This window comes from Sphingobium tyrosinilyticum, from assembly GCF_042654265.1.
GTDB lineage: Bacteria > Pseudomonadota > Alphaproteobacteria > Sphingomonadales > Sphingomonadaceae > Sphingobium > Sphingobium tyrosinilyticum.
This window is the reverse complement of record NZ_JBHSFZ010000008.1, coordinates 1-18,740: the sequence shown is the minus strand read 5'-3', so window position 1 is coordinate 18,740 and position 18,740 is coordinate 1. Positions and strand designations below refer to the sequence as shown.

Below are 18,740 nucleotides of genomic sequence, written 5' to 3'. Positions count from 1 at the left end.
GGCCGCCTCTACAAATGGACGGGCATGATCAGCGGGTTAGCCGCGCGGCATGGTCCGCCGCGATGGCCACACAATGTCCCCAGCCCGCTGCCCCGTCTGCCATGTGGCAGTTCGATCCGCGCCGCCATGCGCGCAGCCTCTACTGGCGCGGATGGGGCGTGACGCAGATCGCGGACGAGTTCGCGCTGCACGGCATCGTCAATGAGAAGGGCGGGCCGATCCCGCGTGCGACCATCGAAACGTGGAAGCAACGCGATCGCTGGGATGAGGCTCCCTCTATCCGCAAGATCGAGGATGGGCTGGAGATCCGGCTGCTGACCCTGATCGCGAAGGAGAAGAAGACCAGCGCCGATTATGTCGAGATGGACGCGCTATCGCGCCAGATCGAAAGCCTCGCCAAGGTCCGCCGCTACGAGGCACCCGGCGGCCATGCCGGCGACCTCAACGACAAGGTCGCCAATCGCAACGCCGGCGATCGCAAGAAGGCGAAGAAAAACCACTTCACCGCCGACCAGGCGGCCGAGCTCAAGCGCATCTTCCTCGACGGCCTGTATGACTATCAGCACCGCTGGTGGCAGGCGAAGGATCAGCGCACCCGCATGATCCTGAAGTCGCGCCAGATCGGCGCGACCTACTATTTCGCGTTCGAGGCGCTGATCGACGCGATCGAGACGGGCCGCAACCAGATCTTCCTGTCAGCCTCGAAGGCGCAGGCCCACCAGTTCCGCTCCTATATCGTCAGCTTCGCCAAGCTGGTCGGCGTTGCGCTGACCGGCGATCCGATGCTCATCACCTCGGACCTACTCCCAGCAGAGGAAGCGGCGGCCGAGCTTCACTTCCTCGGCACCAACTTCCGCACCGCGCAGGGCCGGCACGGGAATTTCTACTTCGACGAATTCTTCTGGGTCCATTCGTTCGAGGAACTGAATAAGGTCGCCTCGGGCATGGCGACGCACAAGAAGTGGCGCAAAACCTACTTCTCCACGCCGTCCAGCGTCGCGCATCCGGCCTATCCCTATTGGACTGGCGATCGCCGCAACCGCCGGCGCAAGAAGTCCGAGCAGATCAAGATCGACGTCAGCCATGACGCGCTGGCGATCGGCAGCGTCGGTCCCGATCGGATCTGGCGGAACATCGTCAACATCGTGGACGCCGAGAAGGGCGGCTGCGACCTGTTCGATGTCGAGGAACTGCGCGACGAATACGCGCCCGACGAATTCGCCAACCTCTTCATGTGCGACTTTGTCGACGACAGCATGTCGGCCTTCCGCTTCAACGACATGATCGCCTGCGGGTGCGACAGCCTGGTCGAATGGACGGACTTCAATCCCGAGGCCGAGCGCCCCTATGGGCAGCGGAACGTCTGGGCCGGCTATGATCCGCAGGAAAGCGAGACCGGCGACAATGCCGCTTTGGTCATCGCCGCGCCGCCGCTGCAGGTAGGCGGCGAGTTCAGGATCCTTGAGCGCCACCAGCTGCGCGGGCTCGACTTCGAGCAGCAGGCGGAATTCATCAAGGCGGTGCTGAGCCGCTACCACTGCACCTATCTCGGCATCGACGCCAAGGGCGTGGGCGCTGGCGTCTATCAGATCGTGGCGAAGCCCGGCTACATGCCCGGCTGCACGGTGGCCAAGATCGAATATTCGCTCGAGCTCAAAGCGCAGATGATCATGAAAGCGCAGAATGTCGTGCGCCGTGGCCGGCTCAAATTCGACACCGGCATGCTCGACCTGGTCTCGGCCTTCGTGTCGATCAAGAAGACGCTGACCACCAGCGGCCGCAACGTCACCTTCAAGGCTGGACGCGGCGGCGAAGACGGCCACGCGGATCTCGCTTGGGCGACGATGCACATCCTCATGAACGAACCGCTCGACGGGAAGGAAAATCCCAAGGGCACGATGGAGATTATCGAATGAGCAAGCGCGCACGTCGAATGAACCGCCGGGGATCGGCCGCAGTGTCCGAGGGCGCGATCGTCGCAGCCAGCGATTCTCGCGGTGGTTCGGTCGAGGCCTTCACCTTCGGGGATCCCGAGCCGGTGCTCAGCCGGGCCACGATGCTCGACATGCTCGAATGTTACCACAATCAGCGGTGGTATGAGCCGCCGATATCGCTCGATGGGCTTGCCCGCGCGTTTCGCGCCTCGCCCCATCATTCGAGCGCCATCATCCTGAAGCGCAACATGCTCGCCGCCAGCCTCGATCCGACGCCCTTCCTGTCCCGCAAGGCGTTCGCCGGCCTGGTGCAGGACTATCTAGTGATGGGGAACGCCTATGTGCAGGAGGTGCGCAATCGCCTCGGCGGCGTGATGCGGCTCGACCATTGCCTGGCCAAATATGCGCGGCGCGGGGTGGAGCCGGGGCGCTTCTGGTGGGTGGCTGGCTATCGAAACGAAACCGAGTTCGAGCCGGGCACCGTCCACCAGCTGATGGCGCCCGACATCAACCAGGAGATTTATGGCCTGCCTGAATATCTCTCGGCCCTGCAGGCGGCGCTGCTCAATGAGAACGCTACCCTGTTCCGCCGCCGTTATTTCGAGAATGGGAGCCATGCCGGCTACATCCTCTATGCCACCGGCGACTTCGCTGATGGCGACGTCGACAATATGCGCGAGGCACTGAAGCGGTCGAAGGGGCCGGGCAATTTCCGCAACCTGTTCGTTCACGCCAGCGGCGGCAAGGAGAACGGGATCAAGATCCTGCCGATCGCCGAGGTGGGCGCGAAGGACGAGTTCCTTGGCATCAAGAACACGACGCGCGATGACGTGCTCGCCGCTCACCGCGTGCCGCCCCAGCTGCTCGGCATCGTGCCCGCGAACGCCGGCGGCTTTGGCGACGTGACAAAGGCCACCGACGCCTTCTTCGAGTTGGAGATTGAGCCGCTGCAGTCGGTGTTCCTTGAACTGAACGATGTGCTGGGTTTCGAGGCGGTCCGGTTCCGGGAGCGGGTGAAGGCGGAATAGCAGCAGTCCATCGCGGCATCTGCCAGGGCGGTCCTGATCGGGGCCGCCCTTTTTTTGTCTGCGTAATATTATTTCACACCTCGCCAGCGGGGACGGGGCCATTGCCTGGTAGCGCAGGCCCGCGGATCGCCTGCGGGGCGACGGGGCGGGGGCAGGCTGCCGCCACTCCTCAAAACGCGCTTTTCCCCCCGCCTCGCCCAGGAGCTTTTCATGTCCCTTTTGATGCAATCGGTCACACCCATTCCGCCGGCTCATACCTTGGGCGGATCAACATCGAATAGAGGGGTTCGCTGATGCGTTTTGATGCAGCTGAGCGCCTATTCCGGGCAAGCGGTACGACATCCAAATCCTGCGGCGCTGCGCAGCGGCACAGAGGGAGGGGGTGGGAAAGCGCAATATCCGTCACCTGACATAGAACGCGGATCATAACTCGCTGATTTATCTACCATTCTCGGATTGCATCTAGGGTGCAATCAGCTGCCACCTTCGCGGAGGTAAAACGCAACAGCCGCAGAAAACCTTGCTTTCTCACACACCAAATGTTGCATTTTCAAAATGTGACGTGGTTGCACTGATGTTGCACAAATGGTTGCGCTGAAAATGCCTGATTTCCATCGATGTTGCGGATGTTGCACTTTTTCCCATACCCGCCCATTCACGCGAGCAGCTCCGATGCCGGGTACATTTGGGCATGCAGCGCTACTAAATTGGCAGCGATGGTGGCGATGGTCATGAACCATCCGGACATTCAGTTCACATCTATGTCGAGTAGAAGCAGAGCTGCGCGTTCAACAAACGGAAGAACAGCCGTAATAGCGGCGTCGCCATCAGAAAAGTTTTCGAAAATCATGTCTTTTTGTCCGGCGTGAACAACCGCGCATCTAATTTGATAGATTAGTGCAGCCCCGCTCTCATGCTTACGGCCTGTAACTTTACGTTTCTCGATGCGGCGGAATAATGCGGCCACGAAAGTATTAGTGTTTTTGATAGCATCAAGTGATGTCCAGCAATCTTCAAATGCTTGTTTCTGGGTGTCAGCCAAGACGAACATTTGGTTCATTTCTGATTTTAGTGCATCGAGAGCGTCATTAAGGGCAGATCCCGGCTCAGCATCGAACGAATTAAATAACTTCGACTTTATGTCTGCGAGAAACCTTGCCTCCATCACACGATACAGTTCAAGAAATCTATACTTTATCGGGATGGTGTTAAATGAATTTTTGATGCAGTTCAGTGCTACGACTGACAAACGGGAAGCACAATTATCTCCAATAATTGCCTGGGATGGCCCTTTCCAGAGGATGCTAGAGCCTGTCATTGGCCTCTTTACGTGGCCGATGACCTTATGGAAACTGCCCCAGGCATCTTCCGGGCCGAGAACAATTTCAAAATCGCCTGCCAATATCGCTTCATGTTGTTCCACCGGCGAGGCCGCGATGGCCTGCACCAATGCGACCTCCATAGCGGTGGTTAACTTCGTGTCAGGATCACTTGGGAAGCCCACAATCGTAGCTGCACCCGCTGTCGGGTGAGCAATCTCCCAGTAGATTGGCTCCTCGAAACTGCGGGGCTTGATCACGCACTCGCGAGGAAACTCTTCGCCTCTTAGTATACGTTCTGCTTCTACTGCTGCCTCAACGCCCAGCTTAAGGCGGCCGATTGTCAATGGGCGAGACGAGTCCAGGTCAGCCGGGTCGGCTAGCCGTAATCCCTCTAGAAGAAACATCCGATTACATCATGCTTGCTGATTGCGTCCAACACTCGATCATCGGACTCGTACCGCCCTGCATGATGTACTCTCGCACGGCCCTAAATACGAGGCCGCGCGTAGCTTCGCCCACATTGCTTCTTTTCGTGTCAACGCTTCGCCGGATCTGGTCAAATGTCAGCACGCCAAGAGGATTTTCTGTATCCGATTGAGCCGAGGCGATCATTGCGGCCATCGCCGTGGGCAACCGATCTTGCAAAGTCTCGTTCTTATGAGCGAAGCCGATTGCGGCTGCAAAGCCTAGAACAACCGTGTCATTGCCGAAAAATCGATTCTGACTGTCGCCGAGTGCCCGATCAAGTTGCAGCATCCAGTCTACGAACTGGCGGAAACCGTCGCGCTGATTTCCATCGTTATCCGAAAGATCGATCCCTAACGAATCGAGCGCCTCATCCACGGCCATCGTTTCTACGACAAGGTTGGTGCGATCTACATTCGGGCTTCTTTGCATCCAGGCCTGAAATGCTTGGGCCAACGATGAAAGATGAAACTGCCCCGGTTTGATCCGACGCTTGTGATCCTTCAACCTTATGATCTCAATACCCTCAAGATCCTGCAAATCCTCTGCTAGACCACCAGACAATATGTCTATCTGATGCTTCATTGACATGGGTCTCTGCCCAGCGTTCAAAAGCAGCATGCGGTAAGCGAGCGGAAAAAACTGGATGTTGACCCAAATTTCGAGCCGCAGCGATCTGGCGAGAAATGTCGGCTTATCTCCCTCCTCCAGCTCATCGAAGGTTTGTCGAAGGGCATTTGTTCGTTGCAATCCGTCTACGATATCGATGTCCTTAGGCGTCGCATCACCTATCGCACTCTGAAGCGCGTCAAGATGATCGCGGGATGCAACAATAAAGCCCTCGAGAGGATCATAATTTTCGGTGACAGACGCGTCGATATTGCGAACGGCGAGGACAATCGCAGGGAGGATGCAGCCCATCTTAAGGTCTGCTCGAAGGTTTTTATATGGTTTGGTGCCCTTGATAACGTCTCTTTGTATCGCGAGATTTTCTTCCGACCCTTGTGTTTTGTTTAGATACCATTCGTAATCAGCGCGTGCGCTTACCATGAAGTTGTTGATCCTGTTGTCATAATCGATGCCAACAACTTCAAATCTCATGGTGAATCTCAGCCCCTATTATTGCGAGGCTATCTCGATAGCGGATTGGATAGGATTCGCAACTGGCGTCCAATATGATGCTGCGGTGCGAAGCGTCTGACCCGCACGGAAATGATCTCTGCACTTTGCGCCTTAACTCCGAGCCAGGTGTCTGAAATTTCCTGAGGTCAGCAAGATCGAAGGTGGAACGCCCAACCCGAGGTGCGAAGCCCATCCGACGCGTGACATTATGACTTGTCTGCTAACCGAACGAAACGACGGCTGAAGTAAATAGCTTCGGAAATACTTCGGGACTCTGAGGCCCACACGGCTCCGTCCGTTGCCGTTACGTTCCGCAAAAGTGCGCTTGACCAGTTTGCAAAATGGCCTAGAAGCGCGGGCAACCCCTAAGGGGGCGATTAGCTCAGTTGGTAGAGCGTCTCGTTTACACCGAGAATGTCGGCGGTTCGAGCCCGTCATCGCCCACCACGCCCTTCTTGCGATGCCATGCCGCCGCTGCTAATCCGAGCGCATCATGATCCAGCCGCCCGAAATCCTTCGAGTCACCAAGCCCCGCGTCGCCTGCGACGGATCGGGCGACATTCCCGCCGCTCTGGGCCACCCACGCGTTTTCCTGGAGATCGATGAGCATGGCTACGTCGATTGCGGCTATTGCGACCGTCGCTTCGTGCTGATCGGCGGCCCGGCCGACACGCCGGAGGTCGCCGGTTTACCGGATATTTCGTCGGGCGCGAGCCTCTAACCCAGGCACCGCTCGCGATTTTGATTGGGCTCAGGAATTGCCGCGCCTATATCGGGCGGCATGACCGATATAGCTTCCCAGTTCACCGATGCGCGCGGCCTTCTTTATCGCCCGGGCCTGCTCGATCCCGATGGCGCGCGCCGCCTGACGGCCGACGCACTTAAGAAGTGCGATGATGGTGAGCTATATCTGCAATATCGGGCGAGCGAGAGCTTCGGTTTCGACGATGGACGGCTGAAGACCGCCGACTATTCGACCGATGCGGGCTTTGGCCTCCGCGGCGTGTCCGGCGAGATGACAGGTTTCGCCCATGCCAATGACATCAGCGAAGCGGCGATCCGGCGCGCGGCGGAAACGCTGGCTCTGCTCGATCCGGCCAAGGGCCAGCCCGCGCCGCCGCCGCAGCATACCAACCGTCACCTCTATACGGATGCCAATCCTCTGGAGATCGTGCCGTTCGCCGAGAAGGTGACGCTCTGCGCCGCCATCGACGCTGCCGCTCGCGCCCGCGACCCTCGCGTGGCGCAGGTGTCGGTCAGCCTGGCGGGTAGCTGGTCGGTGGTGGAGATCGTGCGCCCCGATGGCTTTACCGCAACCGACATACGGCCGCTTGTGCGGCTCAACGTGTCCGTCATCCTGGAAGAGAATGGCCGCCGCGAAACCGGCATTTTCGGCATTGGCGGGCGCTATCTTTACGATGAGGTGATGGATCCCGCGATCTGGAACCGCGCGATCGACGAAGCGCTGGCGCATGCGCGCGTCAATCTGCGCTCCGTCGCCGCGCCTGCAGGTGAGATGACCGTGCTGCTTGGGCCGGGCTGGCCGGGCGTACTGGTGCATGAGGCGATCGGCCACGGCTTGGAAGGCGACTTCAACCGTAAGGGCACGAGCGCCTTTTCCGGTCGCATGGGTGAGCGCGTCGCCGCGCGGGGCGTGACGGTGGTGGATGACGGGTCGATCCTGAACCGGCGCGGGTCGCTGTCCATCGATGACGAAGGCACGCCTACCAAGGAAAATGTGTTGATAGAGAACGGCATCCTCAAAGGCTATATGCAGGATCGCCTGAACGCCCGCCTGATGGGCGTTGAGCCGACCGGCAACGGCCGCCGCGAAAGCTATGCGCACGCGCCCATGCCGCGCATGACCAACACTTTCATCAAGGGCGGGCAGGATGATCCGGAGGAGCTGCTGTCCCGCATGAAGTCCGGCATCTTCGCTAAGAGCTTCGGTGGGGGGCAGGTCGATATTGTGTCGGGCAAGTTCGTCTTTTCCTGCACGGAAGCCTATAAGGTCGAGAATGGAAAGCTGGGCGAGCCCATCAAGGGCGCGACGCTGATCGGCGATGGACCGACCGCGTTGACCAAGGTTGCCGGCATCGGCAATGACTGGGCGCTGGACGAAGGCATCGGCATGTGCGGGAAGGGCGGGCAGAGCGTGCCCGCGGGTGTGGGGCAGCCGACACTGCTTATCGAGGGTCTGACTGTAGGCGGCACGGCGACCTGAGGCGCCGCCGCTACGGGCTGAGGAACCACTGTCCCGCCGCATCTTTATTTCTGTATGAACATGCTGACGGACAGCCATGATGCCGTTACCGCCGACTGGGCTGCGGCGCTTCTGGACTTTTGGTTCAACAAGGTTGGCGAGCAGCGTTGGTGGACCCATGATGCCGATCTGGATCGGCAATGTGCGACCCGCTTTGCGACCCTGTGGGAAGAGAAGCGGTTATTAGCGGGTGAGGTCTTTCTCGACCGCGCCGACGATGCCCTCGCCGCCGTCCTGCTGTTCGATCAACTGCCCCGGAATATGTTTCGCGGCACCCCAAAGGCTTATGCAACAGATGAGCTGGCGCGCGCCGTAGCCCGTGGAGCGATCTCCCATGGCTATGACATACAGATTGGCGGGGCGGGGCGTCTATTCTTCTACATGCCGTTTCAGCACAGTGAAGATCTGGAAGATCAGAAGCTGTCGCTTAGCCTGTTCGAAGCGGCAGGCGACAGCCGCTCGCTGGAGTTTGCCCGCGATCATCATGACATGATCGAGCAGTTCGGCCGCTTCCCGCACCGGAATGCCGTACTTGGGCGAAAGACCCTGGCCGAGGAACAAGAGGCCGCTCAGCAGGCTGAAAACTGGTAGACGCTCCGCTGCCCATTTTTTGGGCATCACCCTTCCGCTGCCCATTTTTTTAGCGGTCGAGATGGAAACCTTCTGAGAAAAGTCCCGAACAGAACGACTTTGCCGAATTGGCACGCCTCTTGCTGGAATGTCGCCGCACACCATTAAACAGGGGGCGACATGAAACTTGTCATGGCTATCATCAAGCCGTTCAAGCTTGACGATGTCCGCGAGGCACTCTCCTCGCTCGGCATCGCCGGCATGACGGTGTCCGAGGTGAAGGGCTTCGGCCGCCAGAAGGGGCAAACCGAAATCTATCGGGGCGCCGAATATTCCACGAACATGGTTCCGAAAATCAAGATCGAGGTGGTCTGCGATGACGACCTCGCGCCGCGGGTGGTGGAAGCCACGCAGCAGGCTGCCAACTCCGGCGCGATCGGTGACGGCAAAATCTTCGTCCTCGATGTCGGTCAGGCCGTGCGCATCCGCACGGGCGAGACCGGCGAAACCGCGCTGTAAGAAGGGGGGAATAATGACCTTTTCCAAGAAGTTTTGCGGCGTGATGGGGGCGGCTGCGCTGACCCTTCTCGCGGCCGCGCCGGCGCTCGCCGCGCCGATCAAGGCGCCAGACGCCGCTGCGATGGCGGGCATGGTCAATAAGGGCGACGTCGCCTGGATGCTGATCTCGGCCGCGCTGGTCCTGATGATGTCCGTTCCGGGCCTTGCGCTCTTCTACGGCGGCCTGGTCCGCACGAAGAACATGCTGAGCATCCTCATGCAGGTGTTCATGATCGTTTCGGTCGCCGGCCTGGTCTGGTGCTGCTGGGGCTATTCGATCGCCTTCACTTCGGGCGGTTCCAATCCCTTCTTCGGCGGGCTTTCCAAGGCGTTCCTGATGGGCGTCGATGGCACCACCTACGGCGCGACGTTCAGCAACAACGTCTATCTGCCCGAATTCGTGTTCGTCGTCTTCCAGATGACCTTTGCCATGATTACTCCGGCGCTGATCGTAGGCGCCTTTGCGGAGCGCGTGAAATTCTCTTCGCTGATGGTGTTCGTGGTGCTGTGGCTGACGGTGATCTATTTCCCGATGGCGCACATGGTTTGGTACTGGGCTGGCCCGGACTTCCTGGTTGATGCTCCGACCGACTACGGCCTGCTCTGGGGCTGGGGCGCGCTCGACTTTGCGGGCGGCACCGTCGTCCACATCAACGCCGGTATCGCTGGCCTTGTCGGCGCGATCATGATCGGCAAGCGCGTAGGCTTCCCCAAGGAACCCATGCCGCCGCACTCGCTGACCATGACCATGATCGGCGCGAGCCTGCTGTGGGTCGGCTGGTTCGGTTTCAACGCTGGCTCCAACCTGGAAGCCAATGCCGTCACCGGCGTCGCCTTCATCAACACCATGGTCGCCACCTGCGCGGCGGCGGTGAGCTGGTCGCTGGTCGAGCAGGTCCACCATGGCAAGTCTTCGCTGTTGGGCGCGGTCACGGGCGCGGTTGCTGGTCTGGTCGCCATCACCCCGGCTGCGGGCTTTGCGGCTCCCATGACCTCGATCGTCCTCGGCTTCGTCGTTTCGCCGATCTGCTACATCTTCGTGGCGTTCGTGAAGGGCAAGGTCGGCTATGACGACAGCCTGGACGTGTTCGGCGTGCACTGCATCGGCGGCATCGTCGGCGCCATTGCCACCGGCATCGTCGCGGCGCCGTCGCTCGGCGGCCAGGGCGTGTTCGACTACACCGTCTTCCCGGCGGCCTTCCATCCGGAAGCCTACAGCATCCCGGCTCAGGTCTGGATCCAGGTCAAGGCAGTCGTGTTCACCCTGCTCTTCTCGGGCATCGGCAGCGCGATCCTCTACTTCATCATCGACAAGACCATGGGCCTGCGCCCGAACGTCGAAGCCGAGATGGAAGGTCTGGATCTCTCGAGCCACGGCGAACGCGCCTACAACTACTAAGAATTCGGCAGGGTGGGCCGGAAAGAACGGCCCGCCCGCCTCACCTTGTTCCTCCTGCGAACACGCCTGGGACCGGTACGAAAGTATCGGTCCTTTTTTTGTCAGCCTGCTCGACGGGTCCAAAGCTGCGAAGGGCGCGCCGTCACGACTGGCCAACGGCGGGCGCGGCCTGAGACTTGCAAGGCGGCGCGAAGAACCCAGCCCAGCTTTTCCAGCTTGGGCGTAACGACACGATGGTCCCACGCTTGCTCGCCCCGGCGAGCGACTTCGCGGGCTATGTCGCCATAAATGCCAGCTGCCGCGAGTACAGCCCAAGCCGACCGAGGCGGTAGCGCGCCGGTGCCGTGGCGGGCGCTGTCCTCATAAGCCGCAGCCATGTCGGCAAGGCGGCGGGCCAGGATGGCGAGCCTGGGCCGAACCCATGGCTTCATATGCTCGCCAGGTGGGATATCCATTTCGACCAACCATTCCTCGGGCAAGTAGCAGCGATCTACCGCCTCATCCTCACTGATGTCGCGGGCGATGTTGGCAAGCTGGAAGGCGAGGCCAAGGTCGCAAGCCCGGTCGAGGGTGGCTTCGTCCTCCGGATCGACGCCCATCAGCACCGCCATCATGCACCCGACAGCCCCGGCGACATGATAGCAATAGCGCAGCATGTCCGCTTCGCTGTGGGGCCGCCAGTCGCGGGCGTCGAGCGCGAAACCTTCGAGCAGATCGTGGGCGTAGCGGTCTGGGATGCGGCATTCGCGCATGACGAGGCCGAAGCCGTCGAAAGCGGGATCGCCGGTTGGCTCGCCCCGCAAGGCCGCATCGGTAAGCACGCGTATCGCCGACAACCGCGCCTGCCCGTCCGTAACGCCCTGCATCGTTCCGCCATGATCCTGACCATCGGCGATGTCGTCGCATTTGCGGCACCAGGCATAGAGAAGCCATGCGCGTTCTCGCGTTTCGCGGTCGAACAGCTTGGAAGCCAGGGCGAAGGATTTGGAGCCCCGGACGATGCTATCGCGGGCGTGGGCCACCAGGGTTGAGCGGTCAAAATGGGTCACGCTTGGCGACATGCCCGTCCCCTCTCCATCCCGCAAGCGCCAGCGATGACTAGAGGCGATCGGCTTTTATGGCGAAGATCGGCTCATGAGCCTGGTAGGCGGCCATCTGATCGAGCAGCGGTTCGATCGCAGCTGCGTGCACGAGAATATTGGCATGCTGCGGGCGGATGAAGCCGGTGCCGATCATATGCCGGTTGAAGGCGATGAGTTGGTCGTAAAAGCCGGCGACGTTGAGCAAGCCCACGGGCTTGGCGTGGTAGCCAAGCTGCGCCCAACTGATCGCCTCCCACAGTTCATCCATCGTGCCGACGCCGCCGGGCAAGGTCACGAAGCCGTCGGACAGGTCCGTGAACAGCGCCTTGCGCTGATGCATGGTCTGTACGACGTGAAGCTCGGTACAGCCGCGATGCGCGACTTCCGCGCTGACCAGTGCATCCGGGATGACGCCGACCACTTCGCCTCCCGCCTCCAGCGCCGCGTCGGCAACCGCGCCCATGAGGCCCAGCCGCCCGCCACCATAGACGACGCCGATGCCGCGCTGGGCCAGGGTGCGGCCGACATGGCGCGCCGCTTCGACATAGACGGGATCAGCCGGTAGGGCTGAGCCGCAATAGACGGCAAGACGCTTCAAACCAGCTCCTCCAGCATCAGCGCGGCGGTCGCCTTCGCGCTGCCGACCACGCCCGGAATGCCCGCGCCCGGGTGAGTGCCCGCGCCCACGAGATAGAGGTTCGGGATCACATCGTCTCGATTATGGGCACGGAACCAGGCACTTTGCGTCAGGAGCGGCTCCAGGCTGAAGGCACTGCCCAGATGGGCGGAAAGGTCATGTTGAAAATCGGGCGGTGCATAATGGAATTGGGTCACGATGCGCGATCGGATGTCGGGGATCAGCCGGTGCTGAATCTCGTCCAGTATCCGCTCGGCATAGACGGGACCAAACTGCTCCCAATCGATCGGAAGCTTGCCCAGATGAGGCACCGGCGCGAGCGCATAGAAGGTCGAATGGCCGTCAGGCGCCATCGACGGATCCGTGACCGTCGGATGGTGCAGATATAAGGAGAAGTCCTGCGGCAGCACGCCATGATCATAGATGTCGGTCAGCAATCCCCCATAGCGGGGACCGAACAGGATCATATGATGCGGGATGCCGGGCCAGCTGCCCTTAATGCCGAAATGCAGGACGAAGAGGCTGGGCGACCAGCGCTTGCGGGCGAGCTTCTCCGCCTGCTTCTGCCCGCGGGGATGATGGCCGATCAGGTCGCGATAGCTGTGCATGAGGTCGGCGTTGGTCGCGACCGCATCCGCATCCCCCCGCCAACCCGAGGCGGTCGATACGGCGACGGCGCGGTCGCCATGGGTTTCGATCCGCACCACAGGATCAGCGAGGCGCAGTGTGCCGCCGAGCCGCTCGAAATGCGTCGCCATGCCTTGCACAAGCCGGTTGGTGCCGCCTTTGGCGAACCAGACGCCACCATCCTTTTCCAGTTTGTGGATGAGGGCATAGATGGCGCTGGTCTGCATCGGGTTGCCGCCGACCAGCAGGGTGTGGAAGGATAAAGCCTGCCGCAGCCGTTCATCCTTCACATAGGAGGAGACGACCGAATAGACCGAACGCCACGCCTGATGCTTGGCGAGCGCGGGGGCGGCGCGGACCATGGAGGCGAAATCGAGGAAGGCGACCGAGCCGAGCTTGCGGTAGCCCTCCTCATAAACGCCCTCCGAATAATCGAGGAAGCGCTGATAGCCTGCGACATCCTGCGGGTTGAGCTTAGCGATCTGCGCGCGGAGGGCGTTTTCGTCGTTGGAATAGTCGAAATTCGTGCCGTCGCGCCAGTTGAGACGGTAGAAGGGCGAGACGGGCACGAGGCTGACATCCTCCGCCATGTCATGGCCGGACAAGCGCCATAGCTCGGCAAGGCAATCCGGGTCGGTGACCACGGTGGGGCCTGCGTCGAAGACGAAGCCGTCCTTTTCCCACATATAAGCACGGCCGCCAGGGCGATCGCGCGCTTCGACCAGCGTTGTCTCGACCCCGGCCGATTGCAGGCGGATGGCAAGGGCGAGGCCGCCGAAGCCTGCCCCAATGACGATCGCTTTACGGTTCATCAGGCGGAGGGGCTCAACAATGCGCGCATGGCGCTCCTTATGGGCACGGGGGGGCGACCGCACAAGATGCGGATGCGGTCGGCCCAGGTGGAGTGGCCTGCGTAGAAGCGGCCGATAAGATGGGGACTAAGGCGATAGAAGCGATCGAATATGCGCCAGCGCTGGTCCGGCTGCGCGGCGAGGAAGAGCATTTTGCCGAGCAAGCGGTAATAGCCGCCCGATCGCCAATGCGCTGCAGCGCGGTCGCGGGTTGCGGTGGCGAGGCTGTTGAGCGGCTGATCGGCGAGCCAGAGTGCGGTCGCGACAGCGTCGGGCAGCGAATAGCCGGTCATTGGCTGGAACAATGCAGCGCGCACGCCTGCACGAGGGACACTATCCTCTGGCGGCCAGAAGCGATCGAAGTCGCCGCCATGGACGACGGGAAGGATGCCGCTTTCCTGATGGACGACATCTTCCACCCGCCACCCTTGCTGGGCGGCATAGCTCGCGATGCGGTCGGCGAGGACTGGGAGGTCGAGGGCTGGGCTGTTGCTGTAATAGGTGTCCTCGACGAAGATGGTGCGATCGCCAAAGGGGAGCAGATAGACGAAGCGGTAGCCGTCGAACTGATCGACGGTGGCGTCCATGATGACCGGGCGGTCCAATCCATGGGGATGCGCCAAGCGAAGGGCCTGGCCAACGAACTTCTGCCAGCCGCAGTCTAGCGCCGACAGGTCACCGCCACCCCGCGCGTCAAGGACGGCGCGGGCGCGGATATTGCGGCCGTCTGATAGGGTGACATGATCGGCGGCCGCTACCACAACCTCCGTGCTCAGCAGGACACGGTCGCCGAGGACATGGCGGACATGGGCGTCGAGCTGGGCCGAGGCGATGCTGTTATAGCCGCCGTCCAAGACGCGGCGGTAGGTGGGGAAGCGGACTTCGTGACCCTGGGGCCAGCGGTGGGTGACGAGAGGATCGATCAGCCAGCGATCGGCGGGGCGGATGTCGCTGTCGAAGAAGGACCAGAGGTGGTTGCCGCCAAGAACCTGGTCCCGCTCGATCAGGAGCAGGTCGATATCGGGCCGGAGTCGGGCGAAGGCGAGTGCGATCAGGCTGCCGGCTAGGCCGCCGCCGAGGATCGCCAAGTCGCAGTCGAAGGTCTGAGCCATCCCTTCTGTTAGGCAGGCGGAGCGGTGGCGGGAAGGGAATTAATGTAAGAAATAGCGACTTAAACGCGTTTGACGAAAATTGCCCTATAGCATAGGGGAGTATCCTATGCATGTGGTGGAAAACAGGGATAAGCTGCTCGCGCGGGTGCGGCGGATCGCGGGCCAGGTCGCCGCGATCGAGCGGCAATTGTCCGGCGAGGCGGGCTGTTCGGAGACATTGCAGCTTGTCGCATCCGTGCGCGGCGCGGTCGGCAGCTTGATGGAAGAACTGATCGAACAGCATATGCGCGACCATGTCGCCCGCCCCGGCCTGACCGACAAGGAACGAGAGGCGGCGGCGGAAGAGATGCTGGCGCTGATCCGCCGCTACGGAAAATGACTATGCACGACCATCATCACCACGCTCCATCGGCTGTCCAAGCCCCCTTCCTCGGCGAGGACGAGGAACAGCATTATTTCGACCATATCTACCTCAGCGCGGGCCATGACCAGAATGCCCGGCGCACGCTGTGGGTGGTGTGGCTGACCGCCGCCACGATGGTTGTGGAGATCGTCTTCGGCTGGATCACCGGATCGATGGCGCTGCTGGCGGATGGGTTCCACATGGCGACCCATGCAGGCGCCCTGGCGGTGGCGGCGGCCGCCTATGGCTATGCCCGCCGTCATGCCCGCAACCCGCGCTTTACCTTTGGCACGGGCAAGGTTGGCGACCTGTCGGGCTTTGCCTCCGCCCTTCTGCTCGGCGTAACCGCGCTGTTCATCCTGATCGAATCGGTGCTGCGCTTCTTCGAGCCGGTTTCGGTGAAATTTGGTGAGGCGACGCTGGTCGCTGTCATCGGCCTTGCCATCAATCTGATCAGCGCAGTGCTGCTGGGACATGATCATAGCCATAACCATCATGACCATGACCATCATCACGACCATGAGCATGATCACGCGCATGACCATGGCCACAAGCATGGCCATGCCGACAATAATCTGCGTGCGGCCTATGTGCATGTGCTGACCGACGCGCTGACATCCGTGCTTGCGATCGCCGCGCTGCTCGCGGGGCGCTATATGGGCTGGTGGTGGCTTGACCCGGCAGTCGGCATATTGGGGTCCGTGGTGATCGCGCGCTGGGCCTGGGGGCTGATGAAGGACACAGCGTCCATCCTGCTCGATACGGCCGAGCCCGCGCTGACGAAGCGGATCAAGGGTCTGGTCGAGGCGGAAGGCGGCACCATCCGCGACCTGCATGTCTGGCGGATCGGCCCGCATGCGCATGCCGCGATCATCAGCCTGGCGCCTGGCGGCGATGTCGCCAAGGTACGCCAGCGGGTCCGCGCGCTGCCGCGGATGGAGCATGTAACGGTGGAGTGCGGCTGATCGCGCTGAAGGCTCTGTTCAAGCCGTAGCACGCCCGCATGTTCATCCAGCGGTCATCGCAGGCCACCCATATCGGTCTCCATAAGGGTCAGTGGAGGCATGCCATGTTGAGCAAATTCATCATCTCCGTTTCGATCGCCAGCGCTGCGATGGCGGGCGTCACCGTCACGCCCGCCCTGGCGCAGAGCAGCTATCGCTATAGCGAGCGCTATGAGGGCGATGACGGCAGCTATTATCGCAGCGAAAGCTATGAAAGCGAGGATCGCGGTTATGACCGGGGTTATCGCGATTATGATCGGCGGCCGGTGGAATATCGCGAATATCGCGAGGAACATTATCGCGATGCGCCCCGCCCCTATCGCGCACGGGCCTATAGCGATCGCTGCACGTCGGGCACGACCGGCGCGGTGGTCGGCGGCGTGCTGGGCGGGCTGTTGGGCCGGGAGATCGGACGCGGCGGGCGTTGGAACCGGCCAAGCACGACCGGGCTGATCCTAGGCGCGGGCGCGGGTGCGCTGGCGGGCCGTGAGGTCGAGCGCGGGGATTGCCGCTGAGGTCTTCGCGGATTTGGTTGTAGAAGCGGCGCTTGGCGGGAGCTGGGTGCCGCTTTTTTGTTGGCTGCCGTTCTTGTGGAATAGATCACAGCTTTCGCTGGGTGGATTGGGGACCCGCCGTTTGCGGGAAGGCGCGCGAAGATAGCCGCCATTACGCGGCATCGCCACCCCTCCGGAGAAGCATTTCGGCCCGGGAAACAAGGCTCAGGGCACCTTGATGCTGCCAGCTGGCGGCAGCGGCGCCATTGTTTTAGCTTGGCGCATGACGACCAACGTCGTGAAGCTCCGGACATTCTCGTCCGCATGAAGAACGCGGTTGGTGAATGCATCGTAGCTCGCCATATCCTTCGCTGCGACATGCAGCACTAGGTCGTGGTCGCCGGTGACGTACCACGCATCCGTCACCTCCGGCGCGCGCTGCAAGCGAGCGACGATCTCATCGATGATCCGTCCGCGATCCCGCTCCAGCATTACGAGGACGACCATTGTCACCGGCCAGCCCATAGTCCCGGGCGCGACAAGCGCGATCTCCCTCTCGATCGAACCCTGATCGCGGAGCGCTCTTACGCGGCGGTAGCATGCGGGCGCGGAAAGCCCCACGCGCTCCGACAGCTCCGGCATCGAAATGCGAGCGTCTTCCTGCAACGTCGTCAGAATGCGGAGGTCAAATACGTCTACCATGGCCTGCGATAATAATTATCTCTTCTGCGCTTTCATAGAAACCAATTATCAAGCCACTCGGCTAATGCCCGGCGATGGCCCAAGATAATCCACGCACGCAACATGATGATGCTGACACGCTTCACACGGCATTTGCGCTGCTCGCGGCGGTGGTGGGTGCCATGATTTCGATAACTCTTGGGGCAACCGTTGCAAAGAAGCTCTTCGTCGTCATCGGGCCTGCTGGCACCACGGCGTTGCGTCTCATGCTGGCCGCCATTCTGTTGTCGGTCGGTTTCCGGATCTGGCGCGTGCGGTTCACCCGGGACCTGCTGCATGCCGCGCTCCCCTACGGCCTATCCTTGGGCGCGATGAACCTACTCTTCTACATGGCGATCGATCGTATCCCGCTCGGCATTGCGCTGGCTTTTGAGTTCACCGGGCCACTGGCGGTCGCGACCTTTGCCTCGCGTCGCCCACGCGACTTCGGGTGGATCGCGTTGGCAGTGGCCGGTCTGGCGCTGCTGCTGCCGCTACGCATCGGCGGAAGCACGCTCGATCCTGTCGGGATCGCGCTCGCACTTGCAGCCGGGGTCTTCTGGGGAAGCTACATCGTCATGGGCCGTCGCGCGGGCGATGCCTTGGGTACTGAAGCACCCGCCTTTGGCATGATTGTGGCGGCGGTGCTGGCAATGCCGTTCGGCATTGCTGGAGGCGGAGCCACGTTGTTCGCGCCCCACGTACTTGGCCTGGCGCTGATCGTAGCCCTGCTGTCGAGTGCGATCCCCTACTCTCTGGAAATGTTCGCTTTGCGCCGACTGCCAACCCGCACCTTCGGCGTGCTGACCAGCGGCGAACCGGCGGTCGGGGCGGTGGTGGGTGCACTGCTACTGCACGAGAAGCTGCCACTGGCGAAGTGGCTCGGTATCGCTGGCATTGTTGCCGCCTCGATAGGCACCACTATCACGTCAAGGACGCAGGCGGGCAAGGAGGCCGAGGAGCGAAAGCTCCTTCCGGAAAACTGATCGCCTTAAAAGCGACTATGTCCGCTATTCGGGCAATGATTTCAGGACACAAATGTCCACAAATGGTCCAGACTGTGTGGAAACGCGGCGGATATGGTATGATGCTCCCACGGTTTGGGGGATCATATGGGTCGCTTTATTTCTGGCGCTGATCGCAAGCAGA

General features: G+C 61.3%; 18 protein-coding genes and 1 tRNA gene. 12 read left to right on the top strand and 7 right to left on the bottom strand.

The features are described from left to right. Positions 1-101 precede the first annotated feature (101 nt). Positions 102-1,916, top strand: coding sequence for a terminase large subunit domain-containing protein (locus tag ACFO3E_RS05930; protein WP_380803131.1), 1,815 nt, complete (start codon positions 102-104; stop codon positions 1,914-1,916). Continuing rightward, positions 1,913-2,962, top strand: a complete 1,050-nt coding sequence (locus tag ACFO3E_RS05925; RefSeq protein ID WP_380803130.1) for a phage portal protein — start codon at positions 1,913-1,915, stop codon at positions 2,960-2,962. The genes ACFO3E_RS05930 and ACFO3E_RS05925 overlap by 4 nt, the downstream gene beginning before the upstream one ends. 748 nt (positions 2,963-3,710) lie before the next feature. Here ACFO3E_RS05925 and ACFO3E_RS05920 read toward each other — a convergent pair. After that, positions 3,711-4,541, bottom strand: coding sequence for a hypothetical protein (locus tag ACFO3E_RS05920; RefSeq protein WP_380803127.1), 831 nt, complete (start codon positions 4,539-4,541; stop codon positions 3,711-3,713). 151 nt (positions 4,542-4,692) lie between these two features. Then, a complete protein-coding gene (locus tag ACFO3E_RS05915) occupies positions 4,693-5,850 on the bottom strand; it encodes a hypothetical protein (protein ID WP_380803125.1) in 1,158 nt (385 codons plus the stop codon). Positions 5,851-6,242: 392 nt separating this feature from the next. Here ACFO3E_RS05915 and ACFO3E_RS05910 point away from each other — a divergent pair. From ACFO3E_RS05910 to ACFO3E_RS05885, 6 genes are all read left to right on the top strand, one after another. Then, positions 6,243-6,318 (top strand) — tRNA-Val (locus ACFO3E_RS05910). Positions 6,319-6,364: 46 nt separating this feature from the next. Continuing rightward, entirely contained in the window at positions 6,365-6,592 is a 228-nt protein-coding gene (locus ACFO3E_RS05905; RefSeq protein ID WP_066526295.1) for a zinc-finger domain-containing protein, read from the top strand. A gap of 60 nt (positions 6,593-6,652) precedes the next feature. Further along, entirely contained in the window at positions 6,653-8,095 is a 1,443-nt protein-coding gene (gene tldD / locus ACFO3E_RS05900; RefSeq protein ID WP_066526290.1) for a metalloprotease TldD, read from the top strand. Positions 8,096-8,149: 54 nt separating this feature from the next. After that, on the top strand, positions 8,150-8,725 hold the full coding sequence (locus ACFO3E_RS05895) for a DUF924 family protein (RefSeq protein WP_066526288.1): 576 nt from the start codon (positions 8,150-8,152) through the stop codon (positions 8,723-8,725). Positions 8,726-8,884: 159 nt separating this feature from the next. Beyond that, complete coding sequence (locus tag ACFO3E_RS05890) at positions 8,885-9,223, top strand: P-II family nitrogen regulator (protein WP_037462870.1); 339 nt, start codon at positions 8,885-8,887, stop codon at positions 9,221-9,223. Between the two features lie 13 nt (positions 9,224-9,236). Continuing rightward, positions 9,237-10,661, top strand: a complete 1,425-nt coding sequence (locus tag ACFO3E_RS05885) for an ammonium transporter (protein WP_066526287.1) — start codon at positions 9,237-9,239, stop codon at positions 10,659-10,661. A 101-nt stretch (positions 10,662-10,762) separates the two neighbouring features. On the opposite strand, the gene ACFO3E_RS05880 is transcribed toward ACFO3E_RS05885, so the two are convergent. From ACFO3E_RS05880 to crtY, 4 genes are read right to left on the bottom strand one after another with little or no spacing between them, the layout of a single operon-like run. After that, positions 10,763-11,722, bottom strand: a complete 960-nt coding sequence (locus tag ACFO3E_RS05880; RefSeq protein ID WP_082919574.1) for a phytoene/squalene synthase family protein — start codon at positions 11,720-11,722, stop codon at positions 10,763-10,765. 37 nt (positions 11,723-11,759) lie between these two features. Further along, positions 11,760-12,341: an LOG family protein gene (locus ACFO3E_RS05875; RefSeq protein WP_066526286.1), complete on the bottom strand. Its 582-nt coding sequence runs from the start codon at positions 12,339-12,341 to the stop codon at positions 11,760-11,762. Continuing rightward, the gene (locus ACFO3E_RS05870; protein ID WP_066526284.1) at positions 12,338-13,819 is read right to left on the bottom strand and encodes a phytoene desaturase; all 1,482 of its coding nucleotides are present in this window, start codon (positions 13,817-13,819) and stop codon (positions 12,338-12,340) included. The genes ACFO3E_RS05875 and ACFO3E_RS05870 overlap by 4 nt, the downstream gene beginning before the upstream one ends. Then, positions 13,819-14,970 carry a lycopene beta-cyclase CrtY gene (gene crtY / locus ACFO3E_RS05865; RefSeq protein ID WP_066526282.1) on the bottom strand — a complete coding sequence of 384 codons (1,152 nt, stop codon included), beginning with the start codon at positions 14,968-14,970 and terminating at the stop codon, positions 13,819-13,821. Before crtY ends, ACFO3E_RS05870 begins: the two co-directional genes overlap by 1 nt. 106 nt (positions 14,971-15,076) lie before the next feature. On the opposite strand from crtY, the gene ACFO3E_RS05860 reads away from it, so the two are divergent. The 3 genes from ACFO3E_RS05860 (at position 15,077) to ACFO3E_RS05850 (ending at position 16,892) form a co-directional block, all read left to right on the top strand. After that, the gene (locus ACFO3E_RS05860) at positions 15,077-15,349 is read left to right on the top strand and encodes a metal/formaldehyde-sensitive transcriptional repressor (protein WP_066526281.1); all 273 of its coding nucleotides are present in this window, start codon (positions 15,077-15,079) and stop codon (positions 15,347-15,349) included. Next, positions 15,346-16,338, top strand: a complete 993-nt coding sequence (dmeF, locus tag ACFO3E_RS05855) for a CDF family Co(II)/Ni(II) efflux transporter DmeF (protein WP_066526280.1) — start codon at positions 15,346-15,348, stop codon at positions 16,336-16,338. The genes ACFO3E_RS05860 and dmeF overlap by 4 nt, the downstream gene beginning before the upstream one ends. 104 nt (positions 16,339-16,442) lie before the next feature. Continuing rightward, complete coding sequence (locus ACFO3E_RS05850; RefSeq protein ID WP_066528994.1) at positions 16,443-16,892, top strand: glycine zipper 2TM domain-containing protein; 450 nt, start codon at positions 16,443-16,445, stop codon at positions 16,890-16,892. Between the two features lie 204 nt (positions 16,893-17,096). Here ACFO3E_RS05850 and ACFO3E_RS05845 read toward each other — a convergent pair whose 3' ends face one another. Further along, entirely contained in the window at positions 17,097-17,573 is a 477-nt protein-coding gene (locus ACFO3E_RS05845; RefSeq protein ID WP_066526279.1) for an Lrp/AsnC family transcriptional regulator, read from the bottom strand. Between the two features lie 74 nt (positions 17,574-17,647). Here ACFO3E_RS05845 and ACFO3E_RS05840 point away from each other — a divergent pair, with 74 nt between their 5' ends. Beyond that, complete coding sequence (locus ACFO3E_RS05840) at positions 17,648-18,577, top strand: EamA family transporter (RefSeq protein WP_082919573.1); 930 nt, start codon at positions 17,648-17,650, stop codon at positions 18,575-18,577. Positions 18,578-18,740: the final 163 nt, after the last annotated feature.

Bases quoted from the DNA above. Each gene is read 5' to 3' on its own strand.
- crtY (WP_066526282.1), bottom strand. From the start codon at position 14,970: ATGGCTCAGACCTTCGACTGCGACTTGGCGATCCTCGGCGGCGGCCTA.
- ACFO3E_RS05925 (WP_380803130.1), top strand. From the start codon at position 1,913: ATGAGCAAGCGCGCACGTCGAATGAACCGCCGGGGATCGGCCGCAGTG.
- ACFO3E_RS05880 (WP_082919574.1), bottom strand. From the start codon at position 11,722: ATGTCGCCAAGCGTGACCCATTTTGACCGCTCAACCCTGGTGGCCCAC.
- ACFO3E_RS05895 (WP_066526288.1), top strand. From the start codon at position 8,150: ATGAACATGCTGACGGACAGCCATGATGCCGTTACCGCCGACTGGGCT.
- ACFO3E_RS05860 (WP_066526281.1), top strand. From the start codon at position 15,077: ATGCATGTGGTGGAAAACAGGGATAAGCTGCTCGCGCGGGTGCGGCGG.
- ACFO3E_RS05850 (WP_066528994.1), top strand. From the start codon at position 16,443: ATGTTGAGCAAATTCATCATCTCCGTTTCGATCGCCAGCGCTGCGATG.
- ACFO3E_RS05885 (WP_066526287.1), top strand. From the start codon at position 9,237: ATGACCTTTTCCAAGAAGTTTTGCGGCGTGATGGGGGCGGCTGCGCTG.
- tldD (WP_066526290.1), top strand. From the start codon at position 6,653: ATGACCGATATAGCTTCCCAGTTCACCGATGCGCGCGGCCTTCTTTAT.
- ACFO3E_RS05845 (WP_066526279.1), bottom strand. From the start codon at position 17,573: ATGGTAGACGTATTTGACCTCCGCATTCTGACGACGTTGCAGGAAGAC.
- ACFO3E_RS05905 (WP_066526295.1), top strand. From the start codon at position 6,365: ATGATCCAGCCGCCCGAAATCCTTCGAGTCACCAAGCCCCGCGTCGCC.
- ACFO3E_RS05915 (WP_380803125.1), bottom strand. From the start codon at position 5,850: ATGAGATTTGAAGTTGTTGGCATCGATTATGACAACAGGATCAACAAC.
- dmeF (WP_066526280.1), top strand. From the start codon at position 15,346: ATGACTATGCACGACCATCATCACCACGCTCCATCGGCTGTCCAAGCC.
- ACFO3E_RS05870 (WP_066526284.1), bottom strand. From the start codon at position 13,819: ATGAACCGTAAAGCGATCGTCATTGGGGCAGGCTTCGGCGGCCTCGCC.
- ACFO3E_RS05890 (WP_037462870.1), top strand. From the start codon at position 8,885: ATGAAACTTGTCATGGCTATCATCAAGCCGTTCAAGCTTGACGATGTC.
- ACFO3E_RS05840 (WP_082919573.1), top strand. From the start codon at position 17,648: ATGGCCCAAGATAATCCACGCACGCAACATGATGATGCTGACACGCTT.
- ACFO3E_RS05930 (WP_380803131.1), top strand. From the start codon at position 102: ATGTGGCAGTTCGATCCGCGCCGCCATGCGCGCAGCCTCTACTGGCGC.